Origin of the sequence: Breznakia sp. PF5-3, from assembly GCF_029504745.1 — a bacterium.
Lineage (GTDB): Bacteria > Bacillota_I > Bacilli_A > Erysipelotrichales > Erysipelotrichaceae > Breznakia.
Genome location: NZ_JAQFIQ010000016.1, coordinates 1 through 25,144, shown reverse-complemented (window position 1 = coordinate 25,144; position 25,144 = coordinate 1). Strand labels below are relative to the sequence as shown.

Annotated in this window: 22 protein-coding genes; 8 read left to right on the top strand and 14 right to left on the bottom strand. The window is 31.9% G+C overall.

Annotation, left to right across the window (positions count from 1 at the left end):
* Positions 1-4: 4 nt before the first annotated feature.
* Genes M2475_RS05330 through M2475_RS05315 form a run of 4 tightly spaced genes read right to left on the bottom strand, consistent with a single transcriptional unit; the run spans position 5 to position 3,465 of the window.
* Entirely contained in the window at positions 5-1,435 is a 1,431-nt protein-coding gene (locus tag M2475_RS05330; RefSeq protein WP_277490120.1) for a family 1 glycosylhydrolase, read from the bottom strand.
* 58 nt (positions 1,436-1,493) lie between these two features.
* Entirely contained in the window at positions 1,494-1,832 is a 339-nt protein-coding gene (locus tag M2475_RS05325) for a PTS lactose/cellobiose transporter subunit IIA (protein WP_277490094.1), read from the bottom strand.
* A gap of 21 nt (positions 1,833-1,853) precedes the next feature.
* Complete coding sequence (locus M2475_RS05320; protein WP_277490093.1) at positions 1,854-3,113, bottom strand: PTS transporter subunit EIIC; 1,260 nt, start codon at positions 3,111-3,113, stop codon at positions 1,854-1,856.
* A gap of 37 nt (positions 3,114-3,150) precedes the next feature.
* Positions 3,151-3,465: a PTS sugar transporter subunit IIB gene (locus M2475_RS05315; protein ID WP_277490092.1), complete on the bottom strand. Its 315-nt coding sequence runs from the start codon at positions 3,463-3,465 to the stop codon at positions 3,151-3,153.
* A 186-nt stretch (positions 3,466-3,651) separates the two neighbouring features.
* On the opposite strand from M2475_RS05315, the gene M2475_RS05310 reads away from it, so the two are divergent.
* The 8 genes from M2475_RS05310 to M2475_RS05275 all read left to right on the top strand — a co-directional run bounded on the left by M2475_RS05310 (position 3,652) and on the right by M2475_RS05275 (position 11,755).
* Positions 3,652-5,568 (top strand): BglG family transcription antiterminator, encoded by a 1,917-nt coding sequence (locus M2475_RS05310; RefSeq protein ID WP_277490091.1) that lies wholly within the window; start codon positions 3,652-3,654, stop codon positions 5,566-5,568.
* 133 nt (positions 5,569-5,701) lie between these two features.
* On the top strand, positions 5,702-6,247 hold the full coding sequence (locus tag M2475_RS05305; protein WP_277490090.1) for a hypothetical protein: 546 nt from the start codon (positions 5,702-5,704) through the stop codon (positions 6,245-6,247).
* 84 nt (positions 6,248-6,331) lie between these two features.
* Entirely contained in the window at positions 6,332-6,805 is a 474-nt protein-coding gene (locus M2475_RS05300; protein WP_277490088.1) for a VanZ family protein, read from the top strand.
* A gap of 85 nt (positions 6,806-6,890) precedes the next feature.
* Entirely contained in the window at positions 6,891-8,063 is a 1,173-nt protein-coding gene (locus M2475_RS05295; protein ID WP_277490087.1) for an NADP-dependent malic enzyme, read from the top strand.
* Positions 8,060-8,908 carry a fumarate hydratase gene (locus M2475_RS05290; RefSeq protein ID WP_277490086.1) on the top strand — a complete coding sequence of 283 codons (849 nt, stop codon included), beginning with the start codon at positions 8,060-8,062 and terminating at the stop codon, positions 8,906-8,908. Before M2475_RS05295 ends, M2475_RS05290 begins: the two co-directional genes overlap by 4 nt.
* Positions 8,905-9,426 (top strand): FumA C-terminus/TtdB family hydratase beta subunit, encoded by a 522-nt coding sequence (locus M2475_RS05285; protein ID WP_277490085.1) that lies wholly within the window; start codon positions 8,905-8,907, stop codon positions 9,424-9,426. Before M2475_RS05290 ends, M2475_RS05285 begins: the two co-directional genes overlap by 4 nt.
* Positions 9,419-10,156, top strand: coding sequence for a copper homeostasis protein CutC (locus tag M2475_RS05280; RefSeq protein WP_277490084.1), 738 nt, complete (start codon positions 9,419-9,421; stop codon positions 10,154-10,156). The genes M2475_RS05285 and M2475_RS05280 overlap by 8 nt, the downstream gene beginning before the upstream one ends.
* A 261-nt stretch (positions 10,157-10,417) precedes the next feature.
* The gene (locus M2475_RS05275; protein WP_277490083.1) at positions 10,418-11,755 is read left to right on the top strand and encodes an MATE family efflux transporter; all 1,338 of its coding nucleotides are present in this window, start codon (positions 10,418-10,420) and stop codon (positions 11,753-11,755) included.
* Positions 11,756-12,081: 326 nt separating this feature from the next.
* Here the strand turns inward: M2475_RS05275 and M2475_RS05270 are convergent, their stop codons facing one another.
* The 10 genes from M2475_RS05270 to M2475_RS05225 form a co-directional block, all read right to left on the bottom strand.
* Positions 12,082-12,501 carry a hypothetical protein gene (locus M2475_RS05270; RefSeq protein ID WP_277490082.1) on the bottom strand — a complete coding sequence of 140 codons (420 nt, stop codon included), beginning with the start codon at positions 12,499-12,501 and terminating at the stop codon, positions 12,082-12,084.
* Between the two features lie 9 nt (positions 12,502-12,510).
* Positions 12,511-13,956 carry a hypothetical protein gene (locus M2475_RS05265; protein ID WP_277490080.1) on the bottom strand — a complete coding sequence of 482 codons (1,446 nt, stop codon included), beginning with the start codon at positions 13,954-13,956 and terminating at the stop codon, positions 12,511-12,513.
* On the bottom strand, positions 13,956-14,303 hold the full coding sequence (locus M2475_RS05260; RefSeq protein WP_277490079.1) for a hypothetical protein: 348 nt from the start codon (positions 14,301-14,303) through the stop codon (positions 13,956-13,958). The genes M2475_RS05265 and M2475_RS05260 overlap by 1 nt, the downstream gene beginning before the upstream one ends.
* Positions 14,304-14,308: 5 nt before the next feature.
* On the bottom strand, positions 14,309-14,614 hold the full coding sequence (locus tag M2475_RS05255; protein WP_277490078.1) for a TIGR04197 family type VII secretion effector: 306 nt from the start codon (positions 14,612-14,614) through the stop codon (positions 14,309-14,311).
* Between the two features lie 112 nt (positions 14,615-14,726).
* Complete coding sequence (locus M2475_RS05250; protein ID WP_277490077.1) at positions 14,727-17,852, bottom strand: UvrD-helicase domain-containing protein; 3,126 nt, start codon at positions 17,850-17,852, stop codon at positions 14,727-14,729.
* Positions 17,852-20,485 carry a PD-(D/E)XK nuclease family protein gene (locus tag M2475_RS05245; RefSeq protein WP_277490076.1) on the bottom strand — a complete coding sequence of 878 codons (2,634 nt, stop codon included), beginning with the start codon at positions 20,483-20,485 and terminating at the stop codon, positions 17,852-17,854. Before M2475_RS05245 ends, M2475_RS05250 begins: the two co-directional genes overlap by 1 nt.
* Before the next feature lie 68 nt (positions 20,486-20,553).
* The gene (locus tag M2475_RS05240) at positions 20,554-21,063 is read right to left on the bottom strand and encodes a transcription repressor NadR (RefSeq protein ID WP_277490075.1); all 510 of its coding nucleotides are present in this window, start codon (positions 21,061-21,063) and stop codon (positions 20,554-20,556) included.
* Between the two features lie 7 nt (positions 21,064-21,070).
* Positions 21,071-21,838, bottom strand: coding sequence for a ZIP family metal transporter (locus M2475_RS05235; protein WP_277490074.1), 768 nt, complete (start codon positions 21,836-21,838; stop codon positions 21,071-21,073).
* 97 nt (positions 21,839-21,935) lie between these two features.
* Positions 21,936-22,808, bottom strand: a complete 873-nt coding sequence (locus M2475_RS05230; RefSeq protein WP_277490073.1) for a hypothetical protein — start codon at positions 22,806-22,808, stop codon at positions 21,936-21,938.
* Positions 22,809-22,884: 76 nt separating this feature from the next.
* Positions 22,885-24,618: an ABC transporter ATP-binding protein gene (locus M2475_RS05225; protein WP_277490072.1), complete on the bottom strand. Its 1,734-nt coding sequence runs from the start codon at positions 24,616-24,618 to the stop codon at positions 22,885-22,887.
* Positions 24,619-25,144 lie beyond the last annotated feature (526 nt).

Below are 25,144 nucleotides of genomic sequence, written 5' to 3'. Positions count from 1 at the left end.
CTCCTTACAATGCTTCTCCATTTGTTTTAATTACTTTTTGATACCAGTAAAAAGAATCTTTCCTGATTCGCTTACCACTACCATTTCCACGATCATCTAAATCTACATAAATATATCCATAGCGTTTACTCATTTCACCTTGAGAACAACTAATAATATCAATTGGTCCCCATGATGCATATCCAAATACATTAACACCATCTTTGATTGCTTCCTTCATTTGCTCAATATGTGCTTTCAAATAAGCAATACGATACTCATCATGAATTTCTCCATCCACCACTTCATCTAATGCTCCTAAACCATTTTCCGAAATAAACATTGGTAGATGATAACGATCCCAATACTGATTCAATGAATTTCTAAATCCAATTGGATCGATTGCCCAACCCCAAATCGATTTTTCAAGATATGGATTGGGTTGTGGATCTTTATCTGCTGCATTTTTAATTTTTGTATGATAGTAAGAAAAAGATAAAAAATCAACTGTGTTCTTTTTTAATAATTCTTCATCCCCATCATCAAACTCTACATGAATATTGTTATCCACAAAATAACGCTTTGCATATCCTGGGTATTCTCCATGAATTAAAACATCACTATAGAAATATACACTCATCTGCATATATTGTGTGTTTGCAAATACATCTTTTGGATCACAGGTAGCATAATATGTTGCATCATCACCCAACATCATTCCAATTTGCATTTCAGGATTGATTGCTTTTGCTAATTCCTTCGCTTTCGCACTTGCTACTAATTGATGATGTGTGGCTTGATATTTTGCACTTTCCCAATCCTCAAACTCATCTTCCAACATTCCTAAAGAGGCGAATTCACCCCAACCTCCTAATGAATTAATCTGATTGAAAACAATCCAATATTTCACTTTATTGTGATACCGTTTAAATAAGACTTCACAAAAGCGCATAAAGCAATCTAATACTTTTTTAGAATACCAACCTCCATATGTACTAATTAAATGAATTGGCATTTCATAATGTGAAATCGTCATCACCGGTTCAATTCCCAGTTTTATCATTTCATCTAAGAGATCATCGTAATATTTCAATCCTGCTTCATTTGGTTCTTCTTCATCCCCATTAGGGAAAATTCGAGTCCAATTAAAAGACGTTCGGAAACATTTAAATCCCATTTCCTTCATCAGTGCTAAATCATTTTTATATGTATGATAAAAATCAATTCCACTACGTCGTGGATAAAATTTTGTTAGATCTTTACTTGCAGTTATTAATTCTTGTCTTGTATGCTTAAATCCAACTACCTTGGTTCTACTATATTCCAATGGTAATTCTTCAATATCCGCCATTGACGGACCTTTACCCTCAACATCCCAAGCCCCCTCTGCCTGATTTGCTGCTATGGCTCCACCCCATAAAAAGTTTTTGGGAAACCCTTCTGGTATGTTTATCATCATCTATACCTCCATAACTTAGTTAATAAAAGGATTTCATTGCTGAAATCCTTAGTAATTATTTTTCTAAAGCAGCAATTCTTTTGTCATATACTGTAAATATTTTCAGTAACTGCTTTGCTATATTGATTTCGCTATAAATTGTCATTAGCGTATCTTGAGCATGAGCAAACAATAGAGAATATTCAGATTCTTCTCCCCGTGTTTCCTCCTGAATTGCGTCTGTTTGAACTTTATGAGCTAGCGTGATTTTGTCTTGCGCTTCTTTCATTTTTTCTTCCGCTGTACTAAAATCAGCTGCGGCAATTGCATCTAGTGCTTGTTTACATGATACTCTTGCATCACCAGCATGCAATATAATCTGCATCGCTGAGTTCATTACTGTTTCACTCATCATAATAAGTCACGCTCCTTCTCTTTATTTTTTTTGTTCTAAAGCTGCCATCTCTTCTTCCACACATTGTTTTTCATATGCTTTAAAGAATGGGTACCAAATCAATGCTGCAACAACAAACGTTATAATAACGAATATAACCGCTGCAATCGATCCTTGTGATGAAATCCATGTAGAAATTGGATATGGACAGTACCACAAATCAAACTGAATTGTAGGAATTGGTGCAAAGGCAATTACCTTACATCCAATCCAAGTAATCGCTGGGATTACCAAACCAATAATCCACATTGGTAACATCATAATAGGGTTCCATGCAATACAACCAAATACAACTGGTTCATTGATATTAAAGATTGCTGGTCCTAAACATGCTTTTCCTAAAGCACTTAATTTTTTAGATTTTGATCTCATCAAGAACAGAACTAATGGGAACGTACATGCAATCCCACCAATCCACATATAACATGTATAAACCAATGTCTCAGTATACATATTCAAGTTAGCAACGGTTGCTGTCCCTGCACTAACCATAGCAATGTTTGCTGCAATACTTGCCAATTTTACTGGCTCTGTTGCTGGTGTCAATACCCAACTTGAAATACCCATTGAGTAAATGAAACACGTGATGAAGTTCATCAAAATAAATCCATACCATGTATTACACATCGCACCTAAAGGTTCGAAGAATGAAGTTACAATTCCATATAAGTTTACACCTGCTACTTGTACTAAGATAAATCCACCAAAAATAATAATAAATATTGGCAATAAAGAATCAAACCATTGACGTACAAAATCAGGAATCGCACTATCTTCTTTAAAGAATGAAAACTTTCCAAATAAGTTAAATACAATACAAGTTAAAATCCCTGTTACAATTGCACAGAACATTCCCCCTGCACCCAATGCACTAGATCCAAATCCTGGTGCACCTTCTGCAACTACTTCTGGTGTAATTGAAATTAAGAATAAAATAATTCCACTTGATCCTGCGATTAATCTTTGTTTTCTTAAACGTTTTTTCTCACAAAAGTTGAATGGAATTAAGAAAGCTACCAATAATGATACCATTCCCATCGTCCACCCAAATGGTGTCCAGAATGAAAATGGAAGGTCAACATAATTCTCTACAACCGCTCCAACACAGAATAATGATCCCAATAAAATAAATGGTAAAATCTGCATAACAGAGTCTTTTAAAGTGACTACCCATACATTATGGTTAATCTTGTTCATTTTTGGCGCGAAACTATTTTCTAGCCAATCTATTAATTTTTGCATTTTGTTCTCCTTTTTTTATTTTCTCAACTTGAATAATCTATTTTTTCATTTCCTCCATTAAATGTGTAATTGCTTTATCTCCATCTAACGTAGCGTAATATTCTCCACTCATCAAAATTACTTTTACTGGGTGATCGTGAATATAATCTTCTACTTCATCAAGAATATAAGCCAAATGAGGTCCAACCATCAAAGCATCAATTTCATCAATATAGTTTTCGATCTCAGATTCACTTCTTGCTTTAATATCAATTTCTAATCCTTGTTTTGAAGCTGCCTTTCTCATGTTAGCAGCCATAAATCCAGAACTTGCTCCTGAACCACACACTAATAATACACTCAATTTTTTCATATTAATTCTCCTTTAAAACCGGTTTCTCTACTAACATTATCAAACAACTCAATTTTTCTCGCAACTACACTTTTTCACCATCAAAGTGAAAACAATTACTTTCACTCTTATAGTGAAAATAATTGTTAGGAAAAATAACAAATGAACGTTATAATAAAGATAGTTACTCAATAAAGGTGTTGGATTATGAAGGATAAATATTTAATTTTAGTAAAAACGCTCATGGATAGTAGTGGTTGGGTTACAGCAAATAATTTAGCTAGTATTTTAGATGTTTCTTCACGTAGTGTAAAAAACTATATTTCTGAAATCAATCAACTTTATCAAGATCCGATTATATCTTCACGCGAAGGGTATCGAATTGATTTAGAAAAAGCTGGAAAAATATTAGATGAAAATAAAGACAACCTCCCACAATCTTCTCAAGATCGTGTTGATTTCATTATTAATAGTCTCGTCAAAGAAAATGATTCTGTTGACGCTTTTGATCTTTGTGATGAACTATATATCAGCATGTCAACATTAAAAAATGAACTTAAAAAAGTAAAACGTAAAGTTGCAAAGTTCGATTTAAAACTTATTAATAATAATGATCAATTATCTTTAGAGGGAATTGAGAAGAACAAGCGTAAACTAATGAGTTCTATTCTTTATGATGAATCAAGCGTAAACTTTGTAAATTTAAAAACTGTTCAAAGTGCTTTCGCAGATATCGATATCGAATATATCAAAAACGTCGTAATGGAAACCTTCGAAGAATACCATTACTTCGTAAATGACTATTCACTGACAAATCTTGTGCTGCATATAACTATAGCAATTGACCGAATCAAACATAACTATACAAGCTTTGTCAGTGAAGGTGAAAAACCAATGGTGAAACTTCATGAATTTGAATTAGCTAAAAACGTTGTTGATCGTTTAGAAAAACATTTTGATATTGAATACAACGAAGGGGAATTATATGAACTTACATTATTATTGATTTCTCATGCAAATGCGACTGATTATAATAATGTGAAAGAAGCAAATCTAGAAAATTTAGTTGGAAAAGAATGTATGACATTAGTAAATGAGTTAGTAAACGAAGTAAACTCTTATTACTATATCAATCTTTCAGAACCTGAATTTTTAACACGTTTTGCTTTACATATCCGTAACCTTTTAGTGCGAAGCAAATATAATTATTCTAGTAAAAACCCTTTGTCCAATGGGATTCAACAATCTTGTCCACTTATTTATGATGCAGCTTTAAATTTGGCACACAGCATTGAACAGCGAACTGGATTGTATATCAATGATGATGAAATTGCTTATATTGCATTTCATATTGGAAGTGCTCTTGAAACACAACAAGCACTACATTCAAAAATCAATGCTGTACTTTATTGTCCCAATTATTATGATATGAATAAAAAGTTAATCAGCACAATCAATACAAACTTTTCGTCGAGTATTCTTGTGAAAAACGTTATCACTGACGAAACAGAGTTTGAAAACCTTTCAAATTATGATTTGATTATTTCAACAATTCCAATTAGTTCTGTATTGCCAATACCAACTATTACAGTAAGCTTTTTATTAAATGATAAAGACATTTATGCAATTCGCAATAAAATTGATGAAATCAAAATTGAAAAGAAAAAACAAATGCTTAAAAAGCATCTACATTTATTAACTTGGCCTGATTTGTTTGAAAAAAACTCAACCTTAGAAACCCAAGATGAAACCATTCACTATATGTGTTCAAAACTGGTGAAACTAGATTGTGTCGATGAAAGTTTCGAACAAGAGATTCGCGATCGTGAAAGCATGGCTACAACCGCCTTTAATTCATTTGCAGTTCCTCATGCATTAAAGATGAATGCCAATAAAACTAGTATGAATATCATGATAAGCGATAAAGGAATTGATTGGGATGGACAACTTGTAAATTTAGTCTTGATGCTAGCTTTCAATAAAAATGAACGTTATATTTTCAATGAAATCTTTGATACATTGACGATGATTCTAACTGATAATGATAATATCAAACGTATCATAACAGCTAGGGACTATGAGGAATTCATAGAACTTCTCGTATCCTTTGTAAGAGAACCTTAAGGAGTATTAACTCCTTTTTTTTCTTAGTGAAACTAATTTCCAAATATTACTTCTTATCTTGCATGAATACATAATATTTAGTATAATGTGTCATGACACTTGTAAAGATAGTGTGTGAAATGGGGAAAATTGTATGCGTAATAATAAAATATATCAAATGATGTTAGCAAGTATGTTATGTGCTGTTGGAATTATTATTCCAATGTTCTCACCAATTAAAGTTGTAATCGAACCGGCTTCTTTCACGTTAGCAAGTCATGTAGCGATTATGATTGCAATGTTCTTATCACCTGGAATTACAATAACCGTATGTATTGGTACTACCATTGGATTCTTTTTCGGAGGTTTCCCAATCACGGTTGTAGCTCGTGCAGCATCGCATCTTGTGTTTGCTACCATTGGTAGTTATGCTATCATGAAAAAACCAAGTCTATTGACAAATATAAAACAGTTTACTGTCTTTACTTTTGTTTTGTCGATTATCCATGCGATATGTGAAGTTGCAGTTGTAATGCCATTCTTCTTCAATGGAGCAGATACATCAAACTTTTTCTACTCGGTAATTGTTTTAGTAGGGATTGGTACAATTGTTCATAGTATGGTCGACTTTTTTATCGCTAAAGTTGTGTATCAAGCAATTGCTAAACCAGCAAAAGCTACGCAAACAGCAATTAGTTAACTCCTGTAAAAAGGAGTTTTTATTTTATAATATCTTAAGAAAATATTAAGGTATTAATTAATCAATATATGATATAGTAGGTTTATGAAAAAAGTGACAAACCAACCAATGAAAATACTTTTTATGATATACATGCTTTTTCTTTTTCTCTTTGTGATTATCAAGATTGATAATGGTCTTAGAGGAATAAATCTCTTTAATATTTTTGATCCAAATATATCATTAAGAGTAAATCTAGTACCTTTTGAAACAATTCAAGCTAACTTTTCAGCTATACAATATGGTTTTTATGGAAATGCTTTTTTTAATCTTGTAGGAAATACAATCGCTTTTTTACCCCTTGGTTTCTTTCTTGGTTATCTATATAAATATTCATTTATCAAAACAGCTTTATTAAGTTTTCTTATCTCTTCATCATTTGAGGTATTTCAACTTCTGACAAATTTGGGTCGCTTTGATATTGATGATATTATTTTAAATGTAGGAAGTATTATCATAGGCTATCTCATGTATCGTATATTTAAAATAATTAAAGAAAGTATCAGTCGTTTAAACTGATACTTTTTATAAGTTTGCTTTATATTTAATCGTTTTCTAAAAGTATCTCGTGCTATAATAAAAAGATAAAAAGGAGTGTGTTTTTATGGATGTGTATGAAAAGTCATTAGCTTTACATAAAAAAAATCATGGAAAAATCGAAGTAGTATCGAAAGTAGAAGTCAATACTATGGAAGACCTTTCCTTAGCGTATACACCTGGTGTAGCCCAGCCATGTAGAGAAATAGTAAAAGATAAAAGTAATGTTTATAAATATACGAGCAAAGGTAATTTGGTTGCTGTAGTAAGTGATGGAAGTGCAGTACTAGGATTAGGTAATATTAAAGCTGAAGCCGCTCTACCTGTAATGGAAGGAAAAGCGATTCTCTTTAAAGAATTTGCTGATATTGATGCCTTTCCCATTTGCTTAGATACTCAAGATGTTGAAGAAATCATCAAAACAGTAAAATATTTAGCTCCAACATTTGGCGGAATTAATCTTGAAGACATTAGTGCTCCTCGATGCTTTGAAATTGAAAAACGTTTAATTGATGAACTAGATATTCCTGTTTTCCATGATGACCAACATGGAACCGCTATTGTTGTTAGTGCAGGATTATTAAATGCACTAAAACTTGTAAACAAAGATTTAAAAAACGTTCGTGTTGTAATCAATGGAGCAGGTAGTGCTGGTATTAGCATTTGCCGATTATTACAAAAGATTGGATTCTGTGATATTACGCTTGTTGATTTACAAGGCGCTTTATGTCCTGGTGAACCATGGATGAACGATGTACAAAAAGAAATAGCTGAAATCACAAACCCCAAACAACAACGAGGCAACTTGGAAACTATTATAAAAAACAAGGATGTTTTTATTGGTGTTAGTGCCCCAAACATTTTAAATTCTGAAATGGTTAGTTCAATGAACAAGGATGCAATCATCTTCGCTATGGCTAACCCTATTCCTGAAATCATGCCAGATGATGCAAAGAAGGGTGGCGCGAGAGTAGTTGCTACAGGGCGAAGTGATTTCCCTAACCAGATTAATAATGTTTTAGTCTTTCCTGGAATTTTTCGCGGAGCGTTAGATGCAAAGGCAACCAAAATTAATGAAGATATGAAAGTTGCTGCAGCATATGCAATTGCTTCTGTAATTGATGAAAAAGACTTACGAGATGATTATATTATTCCTGATGCATTTAATAATAATGTCGTAAACGTAGTTGCAAAAGCAGTACAAGATGTTGCAGAAAAAAGCAAGTTGGTGAAAAAATGAAACCAATCAGTGTAAATATCATTCGTGATAAAGTTTGTACAATGGTACAAGATATAAATTTTAACTATCCAAAAGATATCCGATTTCTCTTAGATGAAGCAACTCACAATGAAAGAAACCCTTTAGGAAAAACCACATTAAAACTCTTACAAGAGAATGCTGATATTGCAGCAAAAGAACATATTCCTGTTTGCCAAGACACAGGAATGGTTATCGTCTTTTTAAAAATTGGACAAAATGTTCAACTTATTGATGGTAGTTTAAATGAAGCTATAAACGAGGGTGTTCGACAAGGTTATGAGCAAGGGTACTTACGAAAATCAATTGTTGATGATCCACTTTATGAAAGAATCAACACCAAAGATAATACGCCTTGTATCATATATAGTGAAATAGTTGATGGTGAACAAGTAGAAATCGAAATTGGAACAAAAGGATTTGGTAGTGAAAACATGTCAATGTTACAAATGCTTAAACCTGCTCAAGGAGAGCAAGGTGTTATAGACACAGTACTAAATGCAATAAAGCAGGCAGGACCAAATGCTTGTCCACCAATGGTGGTAGGAGTCGGCATTGGTGGTAGTTTTGATTATGCTGCTGTATTAGCAAAAAAGGCAACCCTACGTGATGCTACTATGGCAAATCCAAACCCTAAATATGCACAATTAGAAAAAACTTTATTAACTGAGGCAAATAAGTTAAATATTGGGCCTCAAGGATTTAAAGGAGATACTACGGTATTGGCGATTAATATTGAATATTTTCCTACACATATTGCTGGATTACCAGTTGCTGTAAATATTTCTTGTCACATTACTCGTCATGCTAAGGAGGTCATCCAATGATAAAAGTTACTACACCTATCACCAAAAAACTATGTGAAACATTACAGGTTGGTGATTTGGTTTACATTACAGGTACAATATATACCGCTCGCGATGCTGCACATAAACGATTGACTGAAATGATTAACCAAGGAATTGAATTACCCTTTGATCTTAAAGATGCAACGATATACTATGTTGGCCCTACACCAACCCCACCAAATAAAACGTTCGGTAGTGCAGGACCAACTACAAGTGCACGAATGGACACTTATGCTGGAAAGTTATATGATTTAGGTGTCAGTGTTACAATTGGAAAAGGTTATCGAAGTAAAGCAGTGCAAGATGCAATCATAAAAAATAATGCACTTTATATGGTTGCCATCGGTGGCGCAGGAGCTTTGCTTGGAAAATGTGTTAAACATGCAGAAGTCATTGCTTTTGAAGATTTAGGAACAGAAGCAATTCAACGCTTAGAAGTTGTTGATTTTCCTGTGACTGTTGCAATTGATGGAAAAGGGAGGATGCTATATGAATAACCTTTTAGAAGTATGTTGTGGTAGCTTTTACGATGCATTTCATGCAGCCCAAGCTGGTGCAGATCGAATTGAACTTAATAGTGCACTGTTTTTAGGTGGACTTACACCTTCCATTGGTTCCCTTGTTGAAACCAAGGAACATACAAATGTGAAAACCATTTGCATGGTTCGTCCACGAGCAGGTGGTTTCTGCTACGACCACGAAGATCAAAAAACAATGTTTTTTGACGCTAAAATGTTATTAGATCAGCATGCTGATGGTATAGCTTTTGGTTTTCTAAACGAAGATAAAACGATTGATAAACCTGCTACTAAAAAAATGATTGAACTCATTCATTCCTATGGAAAAGAAGCTGTTTTCCATCGTGCAATTGATATTTGTTTAGATATTGATGGAGCCATAGAGTGTTTAATCAAACTAGGATGTGATCGCATTCTTACTAGTGGTTCCCATGCAAATGCAGAGGATGGAAAAACCGTACTACAAAGTATTCAAAGAAAATACGGTGATAAAATTGAAATTGTAATGGGTTCTGGGATCAATGAACGCAATGTAGAATCCCTGATAGAGTATACCCAAATCACTCAGGTTCATTCATCATGTAAAGCTTATAAAACAGATCCTACAACAAGTACGAAATTAGTAAGTTATCAATTTTTAAACAACAATGATTATGATATTGTTAGTTACCATAAAGTAAAAGCCTTAAAAAATGCATTATCAAAATAGCCTTTATAAAGAAAATGCCCTGATCCTTGAAAACCTAGGAAAGGGCTTTTCTTTATGAGAATAAGAACATTATGTATTATAGAATTCATGTCAGTGTTGAAAATCCTATAAATAGTGTCGAAATAAAAAAAGAAAGAATCTAAATCTACTAGTATTCATCGTCTTAAAAAACTATGTCCATAATGGCATGGTTTTTGCTGTTATGGATATAAGGAGGATAATGTATGAACACTTTATATCAATACATTAATTATATAAAATATGACTAATGAAAATATATTTTCAAAAAAATTAGTAAAAAAAGAAATTACTACGATTTCTTTTTCCATAACCTTTCAAAATCTTATTGTTTTTCTTTTAAATATGTCATCAATCTTTATTTTAGGATTACAAGGTGGAATTCATTTATCTGCTGCAACACTTGCAAATCAAGTATACTTTCTAGTCTATCTAGCAATTACTGGATTAGCTGAAGGAAGTAATGTTATGATTTCAAGATTTTGGGGTGAAAATAATCATGATGCAATTCATCATACCCTAGCATATACACTTCGTAATACATTGGTATTTGGATGTATTATTTCACTCATAACCTTTATATTCCCCAAAGAAATTATGCGCATCTTAACAACTGATAAGACACTTATTACATTGAGTTGTGAATATCTTAAAATTGTAGGTATTTCATATCTGTTTTTTTGTGTGAGCACTATTATGTATAATATTTTACGTGCGGTAGAAATTGTTCTTCCTTCACTCATCGTCTCAATTATTGCTTGTATTACTAATATTAGCTTAACACTATTCTTCATGTTTCCATTAAACGCTGGTATTCAAGGTGTTGCAATTGCTGTACTCATATCACGTATAATTGAATGTACTTTGATTAGTATCTACACGATTTACAAACAAAACCAAATTAACTTTAAAAAAATAAAATTATTATATCGTAATCCTGCTTTCGCAAAACGATTCTATAAAACTATTGCTCCTTTGGTTAGCAACGAATTGTTATGGGCCTTGGGAGATTCTGTTATTATTATTGTTTTTGGACGTTTAGGATCAGACTTTATCAATGCCCAAAGTGTCTACAGTTTGTTATCACAATTAACATCCGTTAATTTAGGATTTGCTTCTGCCGCCTGTATTATATGTGGGAAAACAATTGGACAAAAAAATTATGATAAGCTAAATTATGTAATTAAAACTTTTAAAAGAATTTCTATCTTCGTAGGAATTATTAATGCGCTTATCATGATTTTTGGAATCTTTATTATCCCTATAATTTATGATTACCCTGACTTGTCCAATTTATATATTAAACAGTTATCGTTGTGTGCAACAATAATTGAGTTTTTTAAATCTATCCAAGGTATGAATATGATGGGAATTCTTCGTGGTGGCGGTGATATGAAGTTCATTTTATGGAATGATATGACTTTCTTATGGTTATATGCCATTCCTGTGTGTTTACTATCAGCCTTTGTTTTTCATTTACCTGTATATATGATTTTTGGATTGACGAAAGCAGATCAAATCATCAAATTCTTTACTAGTGAAATACGTTATAAAAGTAATAAATGGATTCAAGATGTGTAGCGTTTCCATGATAATGTTCCTATCTTCACAGATGTTTGCATGGATAACCTTTATAGGAAGATACGAACATTTTTATTGCAACCTTACATAATTCAAATATACATTTATTTTATTGCAGTTATATCCTTTTCAGTAACAATATGAAAAACCAAATAACACATAAAAACAGTACTAACTTTGTCTATTTTGTTAGTACTGTTTATTACGTATTGCTTGTATTTACTTAGTAGGGTTATTAGTACCGTGTTGGTTTGTGGGTTAGTATCTTTGAACCTCCACATTTTACACTAACATACCCTCCTATCTCAGCGCATATATCAATTTTATTATTTGCTTTCAAAATCTCTGTCAATCCACTTTTTATCCAATTCGTTTATATCTCTATCTCCATTAAAGTATCTAAATACTGTCTCATTTGTCACTTTACTCCAGCCATCTGAAAAATAAGTAAACCCTTCTAACATTGTAATATACCCATCTTTAACAAATAATATAAATTCTACGTCTCCATATTCTGTGCTAATCTCTCCATACACATCGCCAAAAACAAAATCCTTTTTGACTCCTTTTAAATTTAGTTTTAAAGAAGTATCTAAAACTTTAAAATCTACAAAAATACCTTTTCCTGTTTCTCTTATATCTGTTATTTTGCTATTTTCATATTGTTTTGTCAGTTGTTTTAATACAGCTGAATTACCATTTAATAACAAATTCATAGCTTTTTTAATTATTAATTTATTATCCATTTTTCCTCCTTAAGGAATAAAGAATGTCCCAATTCTGAAAACCCCATTAACCATATTTCCTCTAACTGTTATATTAAACCCATTAACATTTACAATTATATCTTGTCCTCTTGTATATCCAAATTTATCTGCATATTTTTGTGCTTCATTTTGTACTGCATTGAATGCATTATTTTGATTTCCTCCTTGTGAATTTAAATATCCATCTAAATTATGTTCAGGATCATCAAATACATGATGTAAATCTTCTCCCTTTGCTTGATTCCCAGAACCCTGTGTTTTCAAATTTCCAGCCACTATCGTAGAGCCAAACTCTCTCAGATTACTTATTTCTTCTGCTGTTAATCCTTGTCGCTTCAATTCCATCCATTCATTGTATCTTGTCGCATCTTCTATACTCATATCATCCGCAAAACTTCTTGTCACATTCTTGTTTGCTATCACTGACCACCATGAGGATAACCCGATTGTTGCCGCCATACTCAACATTGTATATCGTCTTTGCAACTTCTCTATATCACTTAGATTTCTTCCTGTTTTGTACTCTACTCCTGTCCTCATCTCAAACGATAAGACAACCAATGGATCTGGATTTATTGTACCATAGATTACATCGCTTCCATACATCGATATCATTTTATCTATCCACTCTTCATATTGCTTTGTCACTTCTATATCTTCTTTTGTTAATCGTCCTGTACCTTTCACCCAATACTTGACTCTTGCTCCATTCACTATCTCTACAAAGCTATACGTTCTCCCTTTTAATTTCTTTTCCAGTTCTTCCTGCTCTTCCCTTAGTTGTATCTCTATTATGGATAACCGATTATCAAAACGGTTCCATAAGACATCCAATTCCTTTGCCCATCCTAAATCTACCTTACTCTTATCATATTTACCTGTAAGTTCATCCCATCCTGCATTTTCTGATATTGCCTTTATTCCTTTATCTACATGTTCAATCAAGACTAAAACTGACTCAAAATAACTAGGAGATGAGGATTGGAAATCATATAATTTATATAATCGTTCTTCCAACATTTGGAGTTGTAGTTGCATCAAATTAATATTTTGTTCTAAATATATATCTTCAAATGTCAAATCATGATAAATTTCGACAGCATTTGTAATCTGATATTTTAATCTCTCTATTAAATCAAGAAGGACAAGTTCTTCACTATTTCCATCATGCACTTCACTACGATATCCCTCTACAAAATAATAATGAGCATCCATTAATTCTACACAAATCATTTTCAATCCATTCATCAAAGGAATATACTCACTAGCAAAATATTCTCTTATAGCATCATAGCCTTCACCTTCGAGGGTAGCATAGAAAAGCAAATTCATGGTTCCTCTGAGTTCATCTAAATAGGTTTGATATGTTGTTGCTAGATCGTATACATAGGTTCTTTGTTTTTCAATCTCTTCTAGATAGACATTGATTCCCATTATTGTTTTTCCTCTTCATTTACTAGAAGCTTCAATCGTTTATGATATAAATCATCTTGATTGTTCAATTCATGATTTCTACGTTCTAATAGCGATTCCCCATTATTTTCTAGATATTTCATACTATGTATTTGTAGTGTACGTATTTCTTCATTCATATAGTCCATATTTTGATTATAATCTAGACTGTTTAAAGCAACTTGAATTTCTTCTTTTAGGTTATTTTGATATTCATATATATGGGCTAGCTGTTCTTTTTCTTGATCTATTTTTATTAATTTTCTTTCCAGACTTTCTATCTTCTCATCATGCAATTTTAACTGCTTATTAATTTCTTCTGTATTCATATATCTTACTTAGCAAAGGGTTTCAATGCATCCCATTCTGCTCTATACTTAATTCTATTCTTCATACTTTCATCCACTTCATTAAATGCTTTCGCCAATCCATGGACTCTTTTACTGTCTTTACTATATGCTGATGAGAATTCTTTTATACTCTTTATCAATTGATTGATACATTGCATTGCTATGATATTTCCAGCAACTGTTGTGTTCACTGCCAAATTTGCATCATTTTCAACTCCTAATACTTTTTCTGTTGTTCTTTGCATTGTATTGGTTATATTATCTGCTTCATATATATTACTTTTTATCATCATACCCCTCCTTCAATTATTGTGACGAAATACAAATAAAAAGCGTTCTATTCACATAAAAAAGCGGATAAGCATTGAAAATGATTTACCCTCTTTTTTAATATCTTATAATCTATACTTCAATCATCGTTTGCAATTCAAAACTATAAATATATGTTTTTATCGTTTTCTTAGGATACAATTGGCACAATGCTTCACGATATTCTAAAATTTGCAATTGATAGCGATCTTTTAAAACTGCTTCATTTACTCCTCGGTCACTTTTGAAATCAACCATAATAACCCGATCATCTTGAACTGCAAGAAAGTCCATATATCCATGTGCTATCTTTTGTTCTTTCTTAACACTAAAAGCATATTCATGATATATATCATGGAAACTTAAAGCATACTTAAACACAGCATTATTAGATAAAGACTGTAATACTTCCTGATCATGATTGTTCAACTCAATTTTCTGTTCTTTTGCAACCCTCTTTATGATATCTGTATTCCATTCGCTATTAGGAAGGTATTCTACCATTCTATGCAAATTCGTTCCTCTTTCAAACCCTAGGTCCTCATCAATAGAAAAAGCTGCTGGTCTTTCAATTCTTAACTCTGTATCACTTGGTGATATAAGTTCATATGATGTTGTATGCCTATCATATGAATGAAATGTATAAGTGCTTTCATGTTCCTCTAAAACCTCATTTTCCCACATCTCATTTACATGTTCATAAACAAAGAGCGGTGATGGTTCCAATGCGAAAGCTTTGCGAATCCATCCAGTATATCCATGTAACTTATAAAATTCATTGATTGAATATTCTACTACTTCACTATCATCACCTACATCAATGATATGCAATACTTCTTGTGAGCGAGTTGTAGCTACATATAGCAATCGTTGTTCCTCTTCAAGGTATTCCTGTAGTTGCTTTTGTTTCAATGCTATAGAAGTAATGGTTGGATAACGAACAAGTAGTTCTTTATCCAAGTATTTCATACTTACTTTTAATTCTTCATCAAAGTTCATAACCCCATCACTTCCAACACTTGAGAAACTACTAGATGAATATAAAAATACAACTTTAAACTGTAACCCTTTTGATTTATGAATACTCATAATTCTAACTACATCATCATTTGCACCAATTGGCATTGCTTCCCCAACTTCCACATCTTGTTGGTTTGATAGATAATTTAAAAACCCATTAATTGAAACTGCTTCCTGTTTCTCATAGTCACAAACAATTTCATATAACATATCCAAATTTGCTTTTTCCTGTGAAGTTGTATATTCCATATAAAAATTATTAATATCATAAATTTGGGTAAGAATTTCACTTAATTTATATTCATATAAATGTTCTTTTAAATCATAAAAAGTAGCTAAAGACTGATCATCTTTAAGATACGCAGCAAATGCTTCCTCTTGTTTTTCTAAACGTGCTGAAGCTAAATAAGTAACATCTTTTTGATATATTTCTGATGTTAGAATCGATACAAAATGCAAATCATCATATGGATTTACCAACGCTTTTAAATAACTCAGTACTGTTTGTACACTTTTGCTATCATAAAATCCTTGTTTTTTATTATAAAAACATGGAATATTCACTTCATCTAAAGCATCTTTAATTTCTATCATCTTTGCATTACTACGAACTAATACAACGATATCTTGATATTTATATCCATCTTTAACTAACTTTTGAATTTGATTAGCTAAATAAGAAGCCTTTAAATCAGCTGAAGTATATTCTCCATCTGGATCAATTGTCTTTTTATTTAATACATGCATCGTAATAGGAAAAGCTACTTGTTCTTGTCTCTCACTTCCAATCGAAACATGATCCGCTTCTAAATAAGAAGATGTTAAGCCATCAAGATTCATAAGTCTTTCAAATAATAAATTATTGAAGTCTACAATCGCTTTAGTCGAACGATAATTATGACTTAAAAAAATCAATTCATCTGCTTCACTTTTATGAATCATCAAATTCCTCATAATTGAAGGAAGGGCATGGCGAAAACCATAAATCGATTGCTTGATATCTCCAACCCGAAATACATTATTGGATCTAGAAATAAGTTTTACCAATTCATCTTGTACATCATTGCTATCTTGAAATTCATCAACCATTATTGATGCAAATTTTTCACGGTACAAACTAGCTACATATCCATTATCTGCTTTCAATATCTTAATTGCATATTGCTCCATATCATCAAAATCGATAACCCCTTCATCTATTTTTAATTGCTCATATTCTTTCAAATACTGTTCAGTGATATCAATGAAGAAATGCACATCATCAACTAAAGCATTATGTTGTTCAAGAAAGGTCTTTTCATCAAACAACACTTTCAAAATACTTTTTTCTTTCGCTGTAATTTCTGCAATATAAGCAGACTTTGTAGCAGCTGGTAATTTTACTTTCATCCCATTCATAAAATACAAACGATACATCTCATAATCATTGTGATTCAAAGCTTCCATAGCCTGTTCATAATTATGTTTTTTCTCTATTAAACTATCATCGTTTAAATCATATATTGTCTTTACAACAAGATCCAATAATAAATTGGTTGGAATACGAAAAGCATCTATAAAATAATGTAAGATATTTTCATCTACATCTTTGATGGATGAAAGAGAGTGATATGCATTTCTACATGCTACCAAAAACGCATAAGGATCCGCCTTTGAATTTGCTAGATTCGCTAGTGAAACAAGTTCATCATCTAAACTTCCACTACTTTCAGGTCGACTTGTAAACGAGGAAGCAAAAGAATAAAAGCTAGGATTCCTATAGGCTTCTTCAAGTGCTTTTTTTAAAGCCTTATTCTTCAAATAACTCGCCTGTGTTTCTTCCATTGGATTTTGAATGCGCTTCTTATCAAGATCCACCATATAATAATATTCTTTAATAATCGTTAAACAAAATCCATGAATTGTAGAAATATTGGCACTGTCTAAATTTGCCAACTGTTTTTGTATAAATGTAGAATCATCGTTTTCATGTAAACTTTCATGCAATGCTTTAGCCAATCTTTTTTTCATTTCTGCCGCTGCTGCTTCCGAAAACGTCATCGCTAAAATTTGATCAACTCCTATATGGTCATCTTTGATTAAATGCATCAAACGGGCAATTAAAACCGTCGTCTTTCCTGCACCTGCACTAGCAGAAATCAGAATATTTTTATCTTTTGTATAAATGGCACGTTCCTGTGCTTCATTCCACTTAACCATTATGAATCCCTCCTTTTACCTTTATGTACAAGATAAAGGTCATCATCAACAGTTATTTGTTCACGTTCATACTTTCTACCTTTATAATGACAAATACTTCCATATTTACAGAAGTCACAAGTTGTAGGAATGATATCCATATTTCCTGCTTTTATTTCCCCTAGCAACCCTTTATAAATACGAATACATAATTGTTCTAACCCTTTAATATCATATATGTTCGTTTTTGATGCATAACTTCCATCCTGTTTATAACCTACACCATTTATAAATTCAAGCGAAGTATCCATTGCTTCAATATCCTCACTTGTTGTCCACCCTTCCAATTTCTTACTCTTCAAAAAGTCGGCTTCTCTATCCTCTTTTGTATTTTCAACAATTTCATTCGTCCGTTTTTGATACTTTGCATATTCTGCACTCTGTTGTTTATTTCCTAGGGAATAATAATATGCCCCTAATGGACGTTTTGTAGAATGCTTTGCACTAACGACTAAATAAGTTAAAAGCTGTAATTTTAAACATGCAAAAACTTCTTCTTCCTTTAGTTTTTTAGCACTACTTTTATAGTCAATAATTGATATAAAGTCATTATTTTCATTTATCCTATCAATATATCCATATAGTTGTAAAACTTCATTATCTATATGAAATTCATAATCAAACCTTTCTTCACTTTTACTTGGTGTAAGTGAAGAGTCTTTTTCCATCTCACTTAAAAAATGTAAATTCTTCTCAAGACTATCTAGAATCCCTTTTCTCACTATTGCTATTTGTTCTTTCATATATGGATACAGTGTTTGTAATTCTGCTATCTTTTTATCAAGTAAATTTTCTATAACCTCACTTGTTTGATCTGCATATGCTTTCCCATAAGTTTTCACTAACATTTCTAAAACATAATGCATAAGGGTACCAACCTTCGCAGAATCAAATTCATAACTCATTGGTTCTGGAATCTTTAATCCATGACGAACAAAGTATTTGAAAGGACAGTTACTATACATCTCATAAGATGTAATAGACCCCTTAAAAATATCGTTTGGATAAAATAACTGTTTACTTATTTTTGTATCCAATTGGGTATTAAGTTCGTATCCCTTACGATTATAAGAAAGCGCATAATACTGTGCATCTTGTTCCATAAAAGTTTCTACCTCTAAAGCTGCTTCCTTTTCTTTCCCCGCTAAAGAAGATGTTGCATAAAAAACAACCAAATGATTGCTAGAACATAGATTATTTTTTAAATTCTGTTCATGCAAGGCAAAACGCTTTTCAATATTTGGATAATCAATTTCCTTAACATATTGCTCAGAAAAAATTCCTCCTAAAGATTGAAAATTCGGATAGTTATCACTGCTTGCTCCCAATACAAAATGATAGTCTTTTACACCTAAAGGCTCATTTAATCCTGCTACAAGCATTCCTTCAAATGCCTCTTTTTTACGAACTTGAAGTTTTTCTAATACATGAAGAAATAACTGCATTGGAACAACATCTATATATGGAATCATATCTTTCATTTGAGAACGAATTTTTCGTACGGTTTTTAAATCATCAACACTTGAAAAATAATGATTTTCGTTAACAATTTCATCAATTTTCATAAGTGCTTGTTTAGGTGATAATGTTTCCAATTCCAAAAGTTGCTTTGCAATCAATTCCTTTACCTCATTTGCATGAGATTCTAGCTTCACCAATTGTTTATATTCAATATCATTAACAATATCTTTAGTGATTGTTGCATCTTGAATGTGTGTAAAAGAATCATGAAGGGTTTTCTTAAAAGTTGAAACATATTCCATAAAATCACTAATATAAGGATGCCGAAAAACCTCTTCCTTTACAACATTTAATAAAGTATCCATAGAAGGATTTAAATAATATTCAATCAAACATAAATATTTAAACAATAATCGGTTTTTCGATGTAGACGATACAAAAGAATATGGAATATGATAACGTTTAAAAATTTGTTCAATAAATCCTTCATATTCTGTATTTAAAATCGTTAATTTACTCGCTTGCACATCTATATCATGTTCAATGATATAACGTGCTAGAGCTTCTACTTCTTCACGCTTATTTAATACATAATAAAATTCTTTATGTGGATTAATTATTTCAATATCCAAACGAACCGCACCTTTACTAACTAATTCTTCATACACTCGCTCTTTAAAAACATTTGAATTATAATCCAAAATATAGAAATTATGAAAATCCGTTTGCTTCTTTAGTTCACTTAATTGATAATCCAATTGTAGAGGAACCAAAACTACTGCTTTAATTATCTTTTTTAACTCTTGCTGATAACGATCATGCTCTGGTAATGTTTCAACATCAATCTGATATCGTTTTATATCTTTCACAAATTGCAATACTTCATCAATAAAATCGCCTGTTAAGGCAACCTTCTTAAAAACGTGTAAATCTAGTGTAGCTAAGATTTTATAATACTCATAAATAATTGCATCTTCTTCCTCACTAGCTAAATTATTCAGATAGGTAGTCAATGTCATAACCGATACATTTGCTAATGCATCCTGTTGGTCTAATAACTGCATTCTGATTTCTGTATGCAGATAGCTGTCAGCAAGAATAATAGCATCTTTTTTTATATCTTGTAAGCGCATATATCCACCTCTTTCTCTACTCTACATTATAAACGTTTTAACTGCAAAATTATAGTTAAAAAAAATGACTATTCATACAAATAGCCACCTTCTCTTAATTGTTTTTTTATTCGTTCATATGTTGCTTGATCATGACATTTTATAGTATGCAAATGAATACCTTCATTCATTTCACTAAGGTTTTTTGCTTTTGTGGAAGCTATCTTATCCATAAATTGATCAATATCATAGCGTGAAGCAATATCCAAATTCCCAACCAGTTCTCCATACACAGGATGATCAACGATAACATCCATCACAACACCACCATTATCAACAATGATTTGTAGTTCTTCTCTCGTCTCCTCACTGCTATGTTTACAAGCTATTGTATACATACCATCATCTTCGTCGCGAAGATACAAATAACCTTTTACACTCGCTACAATGGGCTCCTGCTGCGCTTTCAAAATGGCTATATCACCAACCACAATCTGTCTTGATACACCATATTTTTTCGCTAACAAAGTCGCATTTAACGGCTTTGTTGTTTGCTTCAAATCTTCTAAAATTTTTATTCTACGTACTTTTGTATCCATAATTTCCTTATCCTAAAACGACATCCAAAACCATCATCATTGCAAATCCAATCATAAAGATAAATGTTATATGATGAGAATGCTCATCCATATGTGCTTCTGGTATCAATTCTTCAACAACTACATACATCATAGCACCTGCAGCAAAAGATAACAACCAAGGCATCATTCCACCAACAAGAGAAACAAAGAAAATTGCAATTGCTGCTCCAAGTGGTTCAACGATTCCCGAAAGCATTCCATAAATAAACGCTTTAACATTTGACATTCCCGTCTTTTTCAATGGCAATGATATTGCTGCTCCTTCAGGGATATTTTGCAATGCAATTCCAAGCGATAAAGCAAGCGCCGAAGAAAAAGATACCACATCACCACTTTGTAATGCAACACCATATAAAAGCCCTACAGCCATACCCTCAGGAATATTATGTAAGGTAACCGCTAATACTAACATAGTAGATTTCTTTAAATGGGCTGGTAATCCTTCCACCGTATTGGTATTGGGATGAAGGTGAGGCAAAATTCGATCCAAGACAAACAAAAAGATACCCCCTGCCATAAAACCAATCGTAACTGGAATAATCGCATTATCCCCACCAGCTTCCAAAGCTGGTAATATTAACGAGAAAAAAGAAGCACTCACCATAATTCCCGCAGCTAAGGCAAGAAAACTTGATAATATTTTATCACTCACTTTTTCCCTAAATAAAAAAACACATAACGCCCCTAAGGTAGTCCCAAAAAAGGGAATCATAATTCCAATAAATGTTTCCATAAATATCTCCTTATACATATTATACTAATCCGCATCAAGAAAACTCAAATTGAATGCACAAAAAAGATAGGAACTTCCTTTTAATGAATAATGATGATTATCTAATATTTCCTTTTTTATTAATGAATTCATCTAGCCAATTAACACTATCCAATAAAAAACTATACTTTTCAAAATACATTTTAACTTCTGATGGTTCCCCAATAGCGAAATAACCATCAGGTACTTTTAAATCGTTCAAAATACTATCATCTAAATATAAACTTTTAAAATATTGATTTGCTTTATTTATCTTATTCAAATACTCTTTTGCCTTTCCATAGTCGCCTTGCTTATAATAAATTATTAAAAAAGGAATTAGGGTTTCTAAACATTCATATTCATATCTTGTATATAAAGTTTTCAATGCTTTTTCATCTTCTATATAAGCATAAGCTGCCATCAATAAATATCGACTTCCTGTATTATCATTTTCATTTAAACGTAATATCTCTTTACAAATTTCAATCACTTTCTTTATTCTGCCATCTACAGCATACATAAATGCCAATTGATAAAGTGCTCTTATGTAAGGTCGCGTTTCAAAAACTCCATAATAATTCCCTACCATATCCTTTTCAAAGTAGTGCTCTTTCTTCAATTTCTTTTCTTCTATCTCAATAGCAGAGAGCATCATTTTCTCCTTTTTGAAAAAATCTGGTTCTAATTCTGCCAAAAACATTGTCGCATCAAGACAATCTGGACATATTTCCAAAGCCTTCTTAGCATATTTTTTTGCAGATGCTAAAGTATTCGCAGATTGAGCCTGTTCTAAATAATCATATGCTTGCGACATTTTAGATTCATTAACTGGCATATTTTTTGTATTATACAAATCTATAAATTCCTCCATCGCTTTTTTTAGTTCATCCTCGGTAACAATATTTTTTGATTTTAAATATGCATCCAATTTTCGATTCATATCATCCATATTTTTCTCCTTTTTCTTTATTATACCCCACATTCTCCATTTCCAAACTTTTTATAACAAAAAAGATAGGAACTACCTATCTAAATTGCATATTATATAATTTGGCATATTCTCCATCTTGTTTTAATAATTCTTCATGATTTCCTGTTTCCTCAATACCATGTTCACCTAAAACAACAATTCTTTTTGCATTTTTAATCGTTGATAATCGATGTGCGATTACAAATGTTGTACGATCTTTCGCTAAGCTTTCTAAAGATTCTTGAACCACTTGTTCACTCTCATTATCAAGTGCACTTGTTGCTTCATCAAAAATTAAAATCGCAGGATTCTTAAGAAATACTCTAGCAATGGATAACCTTTGTTTCTGACCACCTGATAACTTCACCCCACGAGATCCAATATCAGTATAATAACCATCTTCTAAGCCCATAATAAACTCATGTGCATTTGCTTGTTTCGCTGCACGAATAATATCCTCTTCACTTGCTGTAAGGTTCCCATAGGCAATGTTATCCATAATTGTACCAGCAAATAAATATACATCTTGTTGAACAACACCAATATTATCTCGTAATGATTTTAATTTAATATCTCTATTTGATATTCCATCTATCTTAATATCACCTTTATTGATTTCATAAAATCTTGGAATTAAAGAACATAGCGTTGTCTTTCCAGCACCACTTTGCCCAACCAAGGCAATATACTCTCCTGCATTTACATCAAGATTTACATCCTCAAGAACATATTCACTTTTTTCATTATAACGGAAATATACATCTTCAAATACTACATTTCCTTTTACATCTTTTAATTCAATTGCATTTGGTTGATCTTCAATATCAGGATTGATTTCTAACAATTCCATAAAACGTTCAAACCCTGATATTCCATCTTGAAATGTCTCCGTAAAGTTAATCAATCGTTTAATTGGATCTGTTAGATTTGAAATATACAATAAGTAAGCAATTAAATCCCCTGCGTTCATTTGTCCCTCAGAAATAAAATATGCTGCACCTAAAATAATAACCACACTTAACATGCTAATAAAAGCACCAATCCCTGAATGAAATCTTCCCATCTTATGATATGAATTACGCTTTGTATCAATCCATAAACGATTTTCATGTTGAAAACGATTCATTTCTTGCTCTTCATTCGCAAATGATTTTACAACTCGAATCCCAGAAAGACTATCTTCAATTCTAGCATTGATATCTCCTATTTTTTTACGATTCGCTTTAAATGCACGCTTCATCTGCTTATTATAATAAACACTGAAGATAATCATAAATGGTATCATTCCAAATACAATTAATGTAAGTGGAACATGGATAGCTATCAAAATTACAAAAGCACCAATAATTTTAATAAAGGATATCACAATATCCTCTGGTCCATGATGATAAAGTTCAGTTAAAGAAAACAAGTCATTTGTTAGACGCGTCATCAATTGACCAACTTTTTGATCATCATAAAAATTAAAACTTAGCTTCTGATAATGCTGAAATAATTCATCCCGCATATCCGCTTCCATATAAGCTCCCATGACATGCCCTTTATAAGCAATATAATAATTAGCAAAATATTCAATAATTACAAGAACAACCATCACCGTTCCTATTTTCCAGATGATATCAAAGGCAACATTTCCTTCTGCTTGTAAAACATCATTTGCAATATACCTTGTTAATAAAGGAAATATCAACGTAATTGCTGAAGCGATTAAAGCACAAAACATATCCGTAAAAAATATTTTACGATACGGTTTATAATAACCTAAAAACTTCTTCATTCTTTTACTCATGTTCATTCCCCCAATTAAAGCATTATATCATATAATACAGAAAAGCTAAAAATAAAAAGCCCATTAGGCTTTTTATTTGAATTTATTTAAAAAAAGGGAGAATATATGAAGTATTTTTAGGGAATACTTCAGCAAACCTATTATCGTTTGCTTGCTTAAAGTATACCCTTTTCTAGTATCGCAATTATCAAGGTTATATGTAAAAATATGTGATAATTGTTAAGAAATTGTTAATTCCTATTAAAAAGATAGGTTTTTGTTGATTTCTGTTTTTTATATGCTACAATGAAGGTGGATAAGGAAAGGAGAGATGGATATGATTTTAATGTATACATCGTTCGGCTGTACATCAGCTATCAAAGCAAAAGCATGGTTAAAAGAAAACCATCTAGACTATGTTGAAAAAAACATACAAAGCACACTTTTAAACAAGGAGCTAACTATAAGGAAGTCAAGCAATATTGACCAACTTTAAAAAGTTTTTAAAGATCTTTGAAAAGTGAATAAGTGTACACTGAAAATAACT

Excerpts from the sequence above, each read along its gene's own strand:
- M2475_RS05240 (WP_277490075.1), bottom strand. The coding sequence starts at position 21,063 with ATGGATACAAAAGTACGTAGAATAAAAATTTTAGAAGATTTGAAGCAA.
- M2475_RS05260 (WP_277490079.1), bottom strand. The coding sequence starts at position 14,303 with ATGAATACAGAAGAAATTAATAAGCAGTTAAAATTGCATGATGAGAAG.
- M2475_RS05330 (WP_277490120.1), bottom strand. The coding sequence starts at position 1,435 with ATGATAAACATACCAGAAGGGTTTCCCAAAAACTTTTTATGGGGTGGA.
- M2475_RS05320 (WP_277490093.1), bottom strand. The coding sequence starts at position 3,113 with ATGCAAAAATTAATAGATTGGCTAGAAAATAGTTTCGCGCCAAAAATG.
- M2475_RS05295 (WP_277490087.1), top strand. The coding sequence starts at position 6,891 with ATGGATGTGTATGAAAAGTCATTAGCTTTACATAAAAAAAATCATGGA.
- M2475_RS05250 (WP_277490077.1), bottom strand. The coding sequence starts at position 17,852 with ATGGTTAAGTGGAATGAAGCACAGGAACGTGCCATTTATACAAAAGAT.
- M2475_RS05305 (WP_277490090.1), top strand. The coding sequence starts at position 5,702 with ATGCGTAATAATAAAATATATCAAATGATGTTAGCAAGTATGTTATGT.
- M2475_RS05245 (WP_277490076.1), bottom strand. The coding sequence starts at position 20,485 with ATGCGCTTACAAGATATAAAAAAAGATGCTATTATTCTTGCTGACAGC.
- M2475_RS05315 (WP_277490092.1), bottom strand. The coding sequence starts at position 3,465 with ATGAAAAAATTGAGTGTATTATTAGTGTGTGGTTCAGGAGCAAGTTCT.
- M2475_RS05285 (WP_277490085.1), top strand. The coding sequence starts at position 8,905 with ATGATAAAAGTTACTACACCTATCACCAAAAAACTATGTGAAACATTA.
- M2475_RS05265 (WP_277490080.1), bottom strand. The coding sequence starts at position 13,956 with ATGGGAATCAATGTCTATCTAGAAGAGATTGAAAAACAAAGAACCTAT.
- M2475_RS05325 (WP_277490094.1), bottom strand. The coding sequence starts at position 1,832 with ATGATGAGTGAAACAGTAATGAACTCAGCGATGCAGATTATATTGCAT.
- M2475_RS05275 (WP_277490083.1), top strand. The coding sequence starts at position 10,418 with ATGACTAATGAAAATATATTTTCAAAAAAATTAGTAAAAAAAGAAATT.
- M2475_RS05290 (WP_277490086.1), top strand. The coding sequence starts at position 8,060 with ATGAAACCAATCAGTGTAAATATCATTCGTGATAAAGTTTGTACAATG.
- M2475_RS05255 (WP_277490078.1), bottom strand. The coding sequence starts at position 14,614 with ATGATAAAAAGTAATATATATGAAGCAGATAATATAACCAATACAATG.
- M2475_RS05310 (WP_277490091.1), top strand. The coding sequence starts at position 3,652 with ATGAAGGATAAATATTTAATTTTAGTAAAAACGCTCATGGATAGTAGT.
- M2475_RS05230 (WP_277490073.1), bottom strand. The coding sequence starts at position 22,808 with ATGGATGATATGAATCGAAAATTGGATGCATATTTAAAATCAAAAAAT.
- M2475_RS05300 (WP_277490088.1), top strand. The coding sequence starts at position 6,332 with ATGAAAAAAGTGACAAACCAACCAATGAAAATACTTTTTATGATATAC.
- M2475_RS05280 (WP_277490084.1), top strand. The coding sequence starts at position 9,419 with ATGAATAACCTTTTAGAAGTATGTTGTGGTAGCTTTTACGATGCATTT.
- M2475_RS05235 (WP_277490074.1), bottom strand. The coding sequence starts at position 21,838 with ATGGAAACATTTATTGGAATTATGATTCCCTTTTTTGGGACTACCTTA.
- M2475_RS05270 (WP_277490082.1), bottom strand. The coding sequence starts at position 12,501 with ATGGATAATAAATTAATAATTAAAAAAGCTATGAATTTGTTATTAAAT.
- M2475_RS05225 (WP_277490072.1), bottom strand. The coding sequence starts at position 24,618 with ATGAGTAAAAGAATGAAGAAGTTTTTAGGTTATTATAAACCGTATCGT.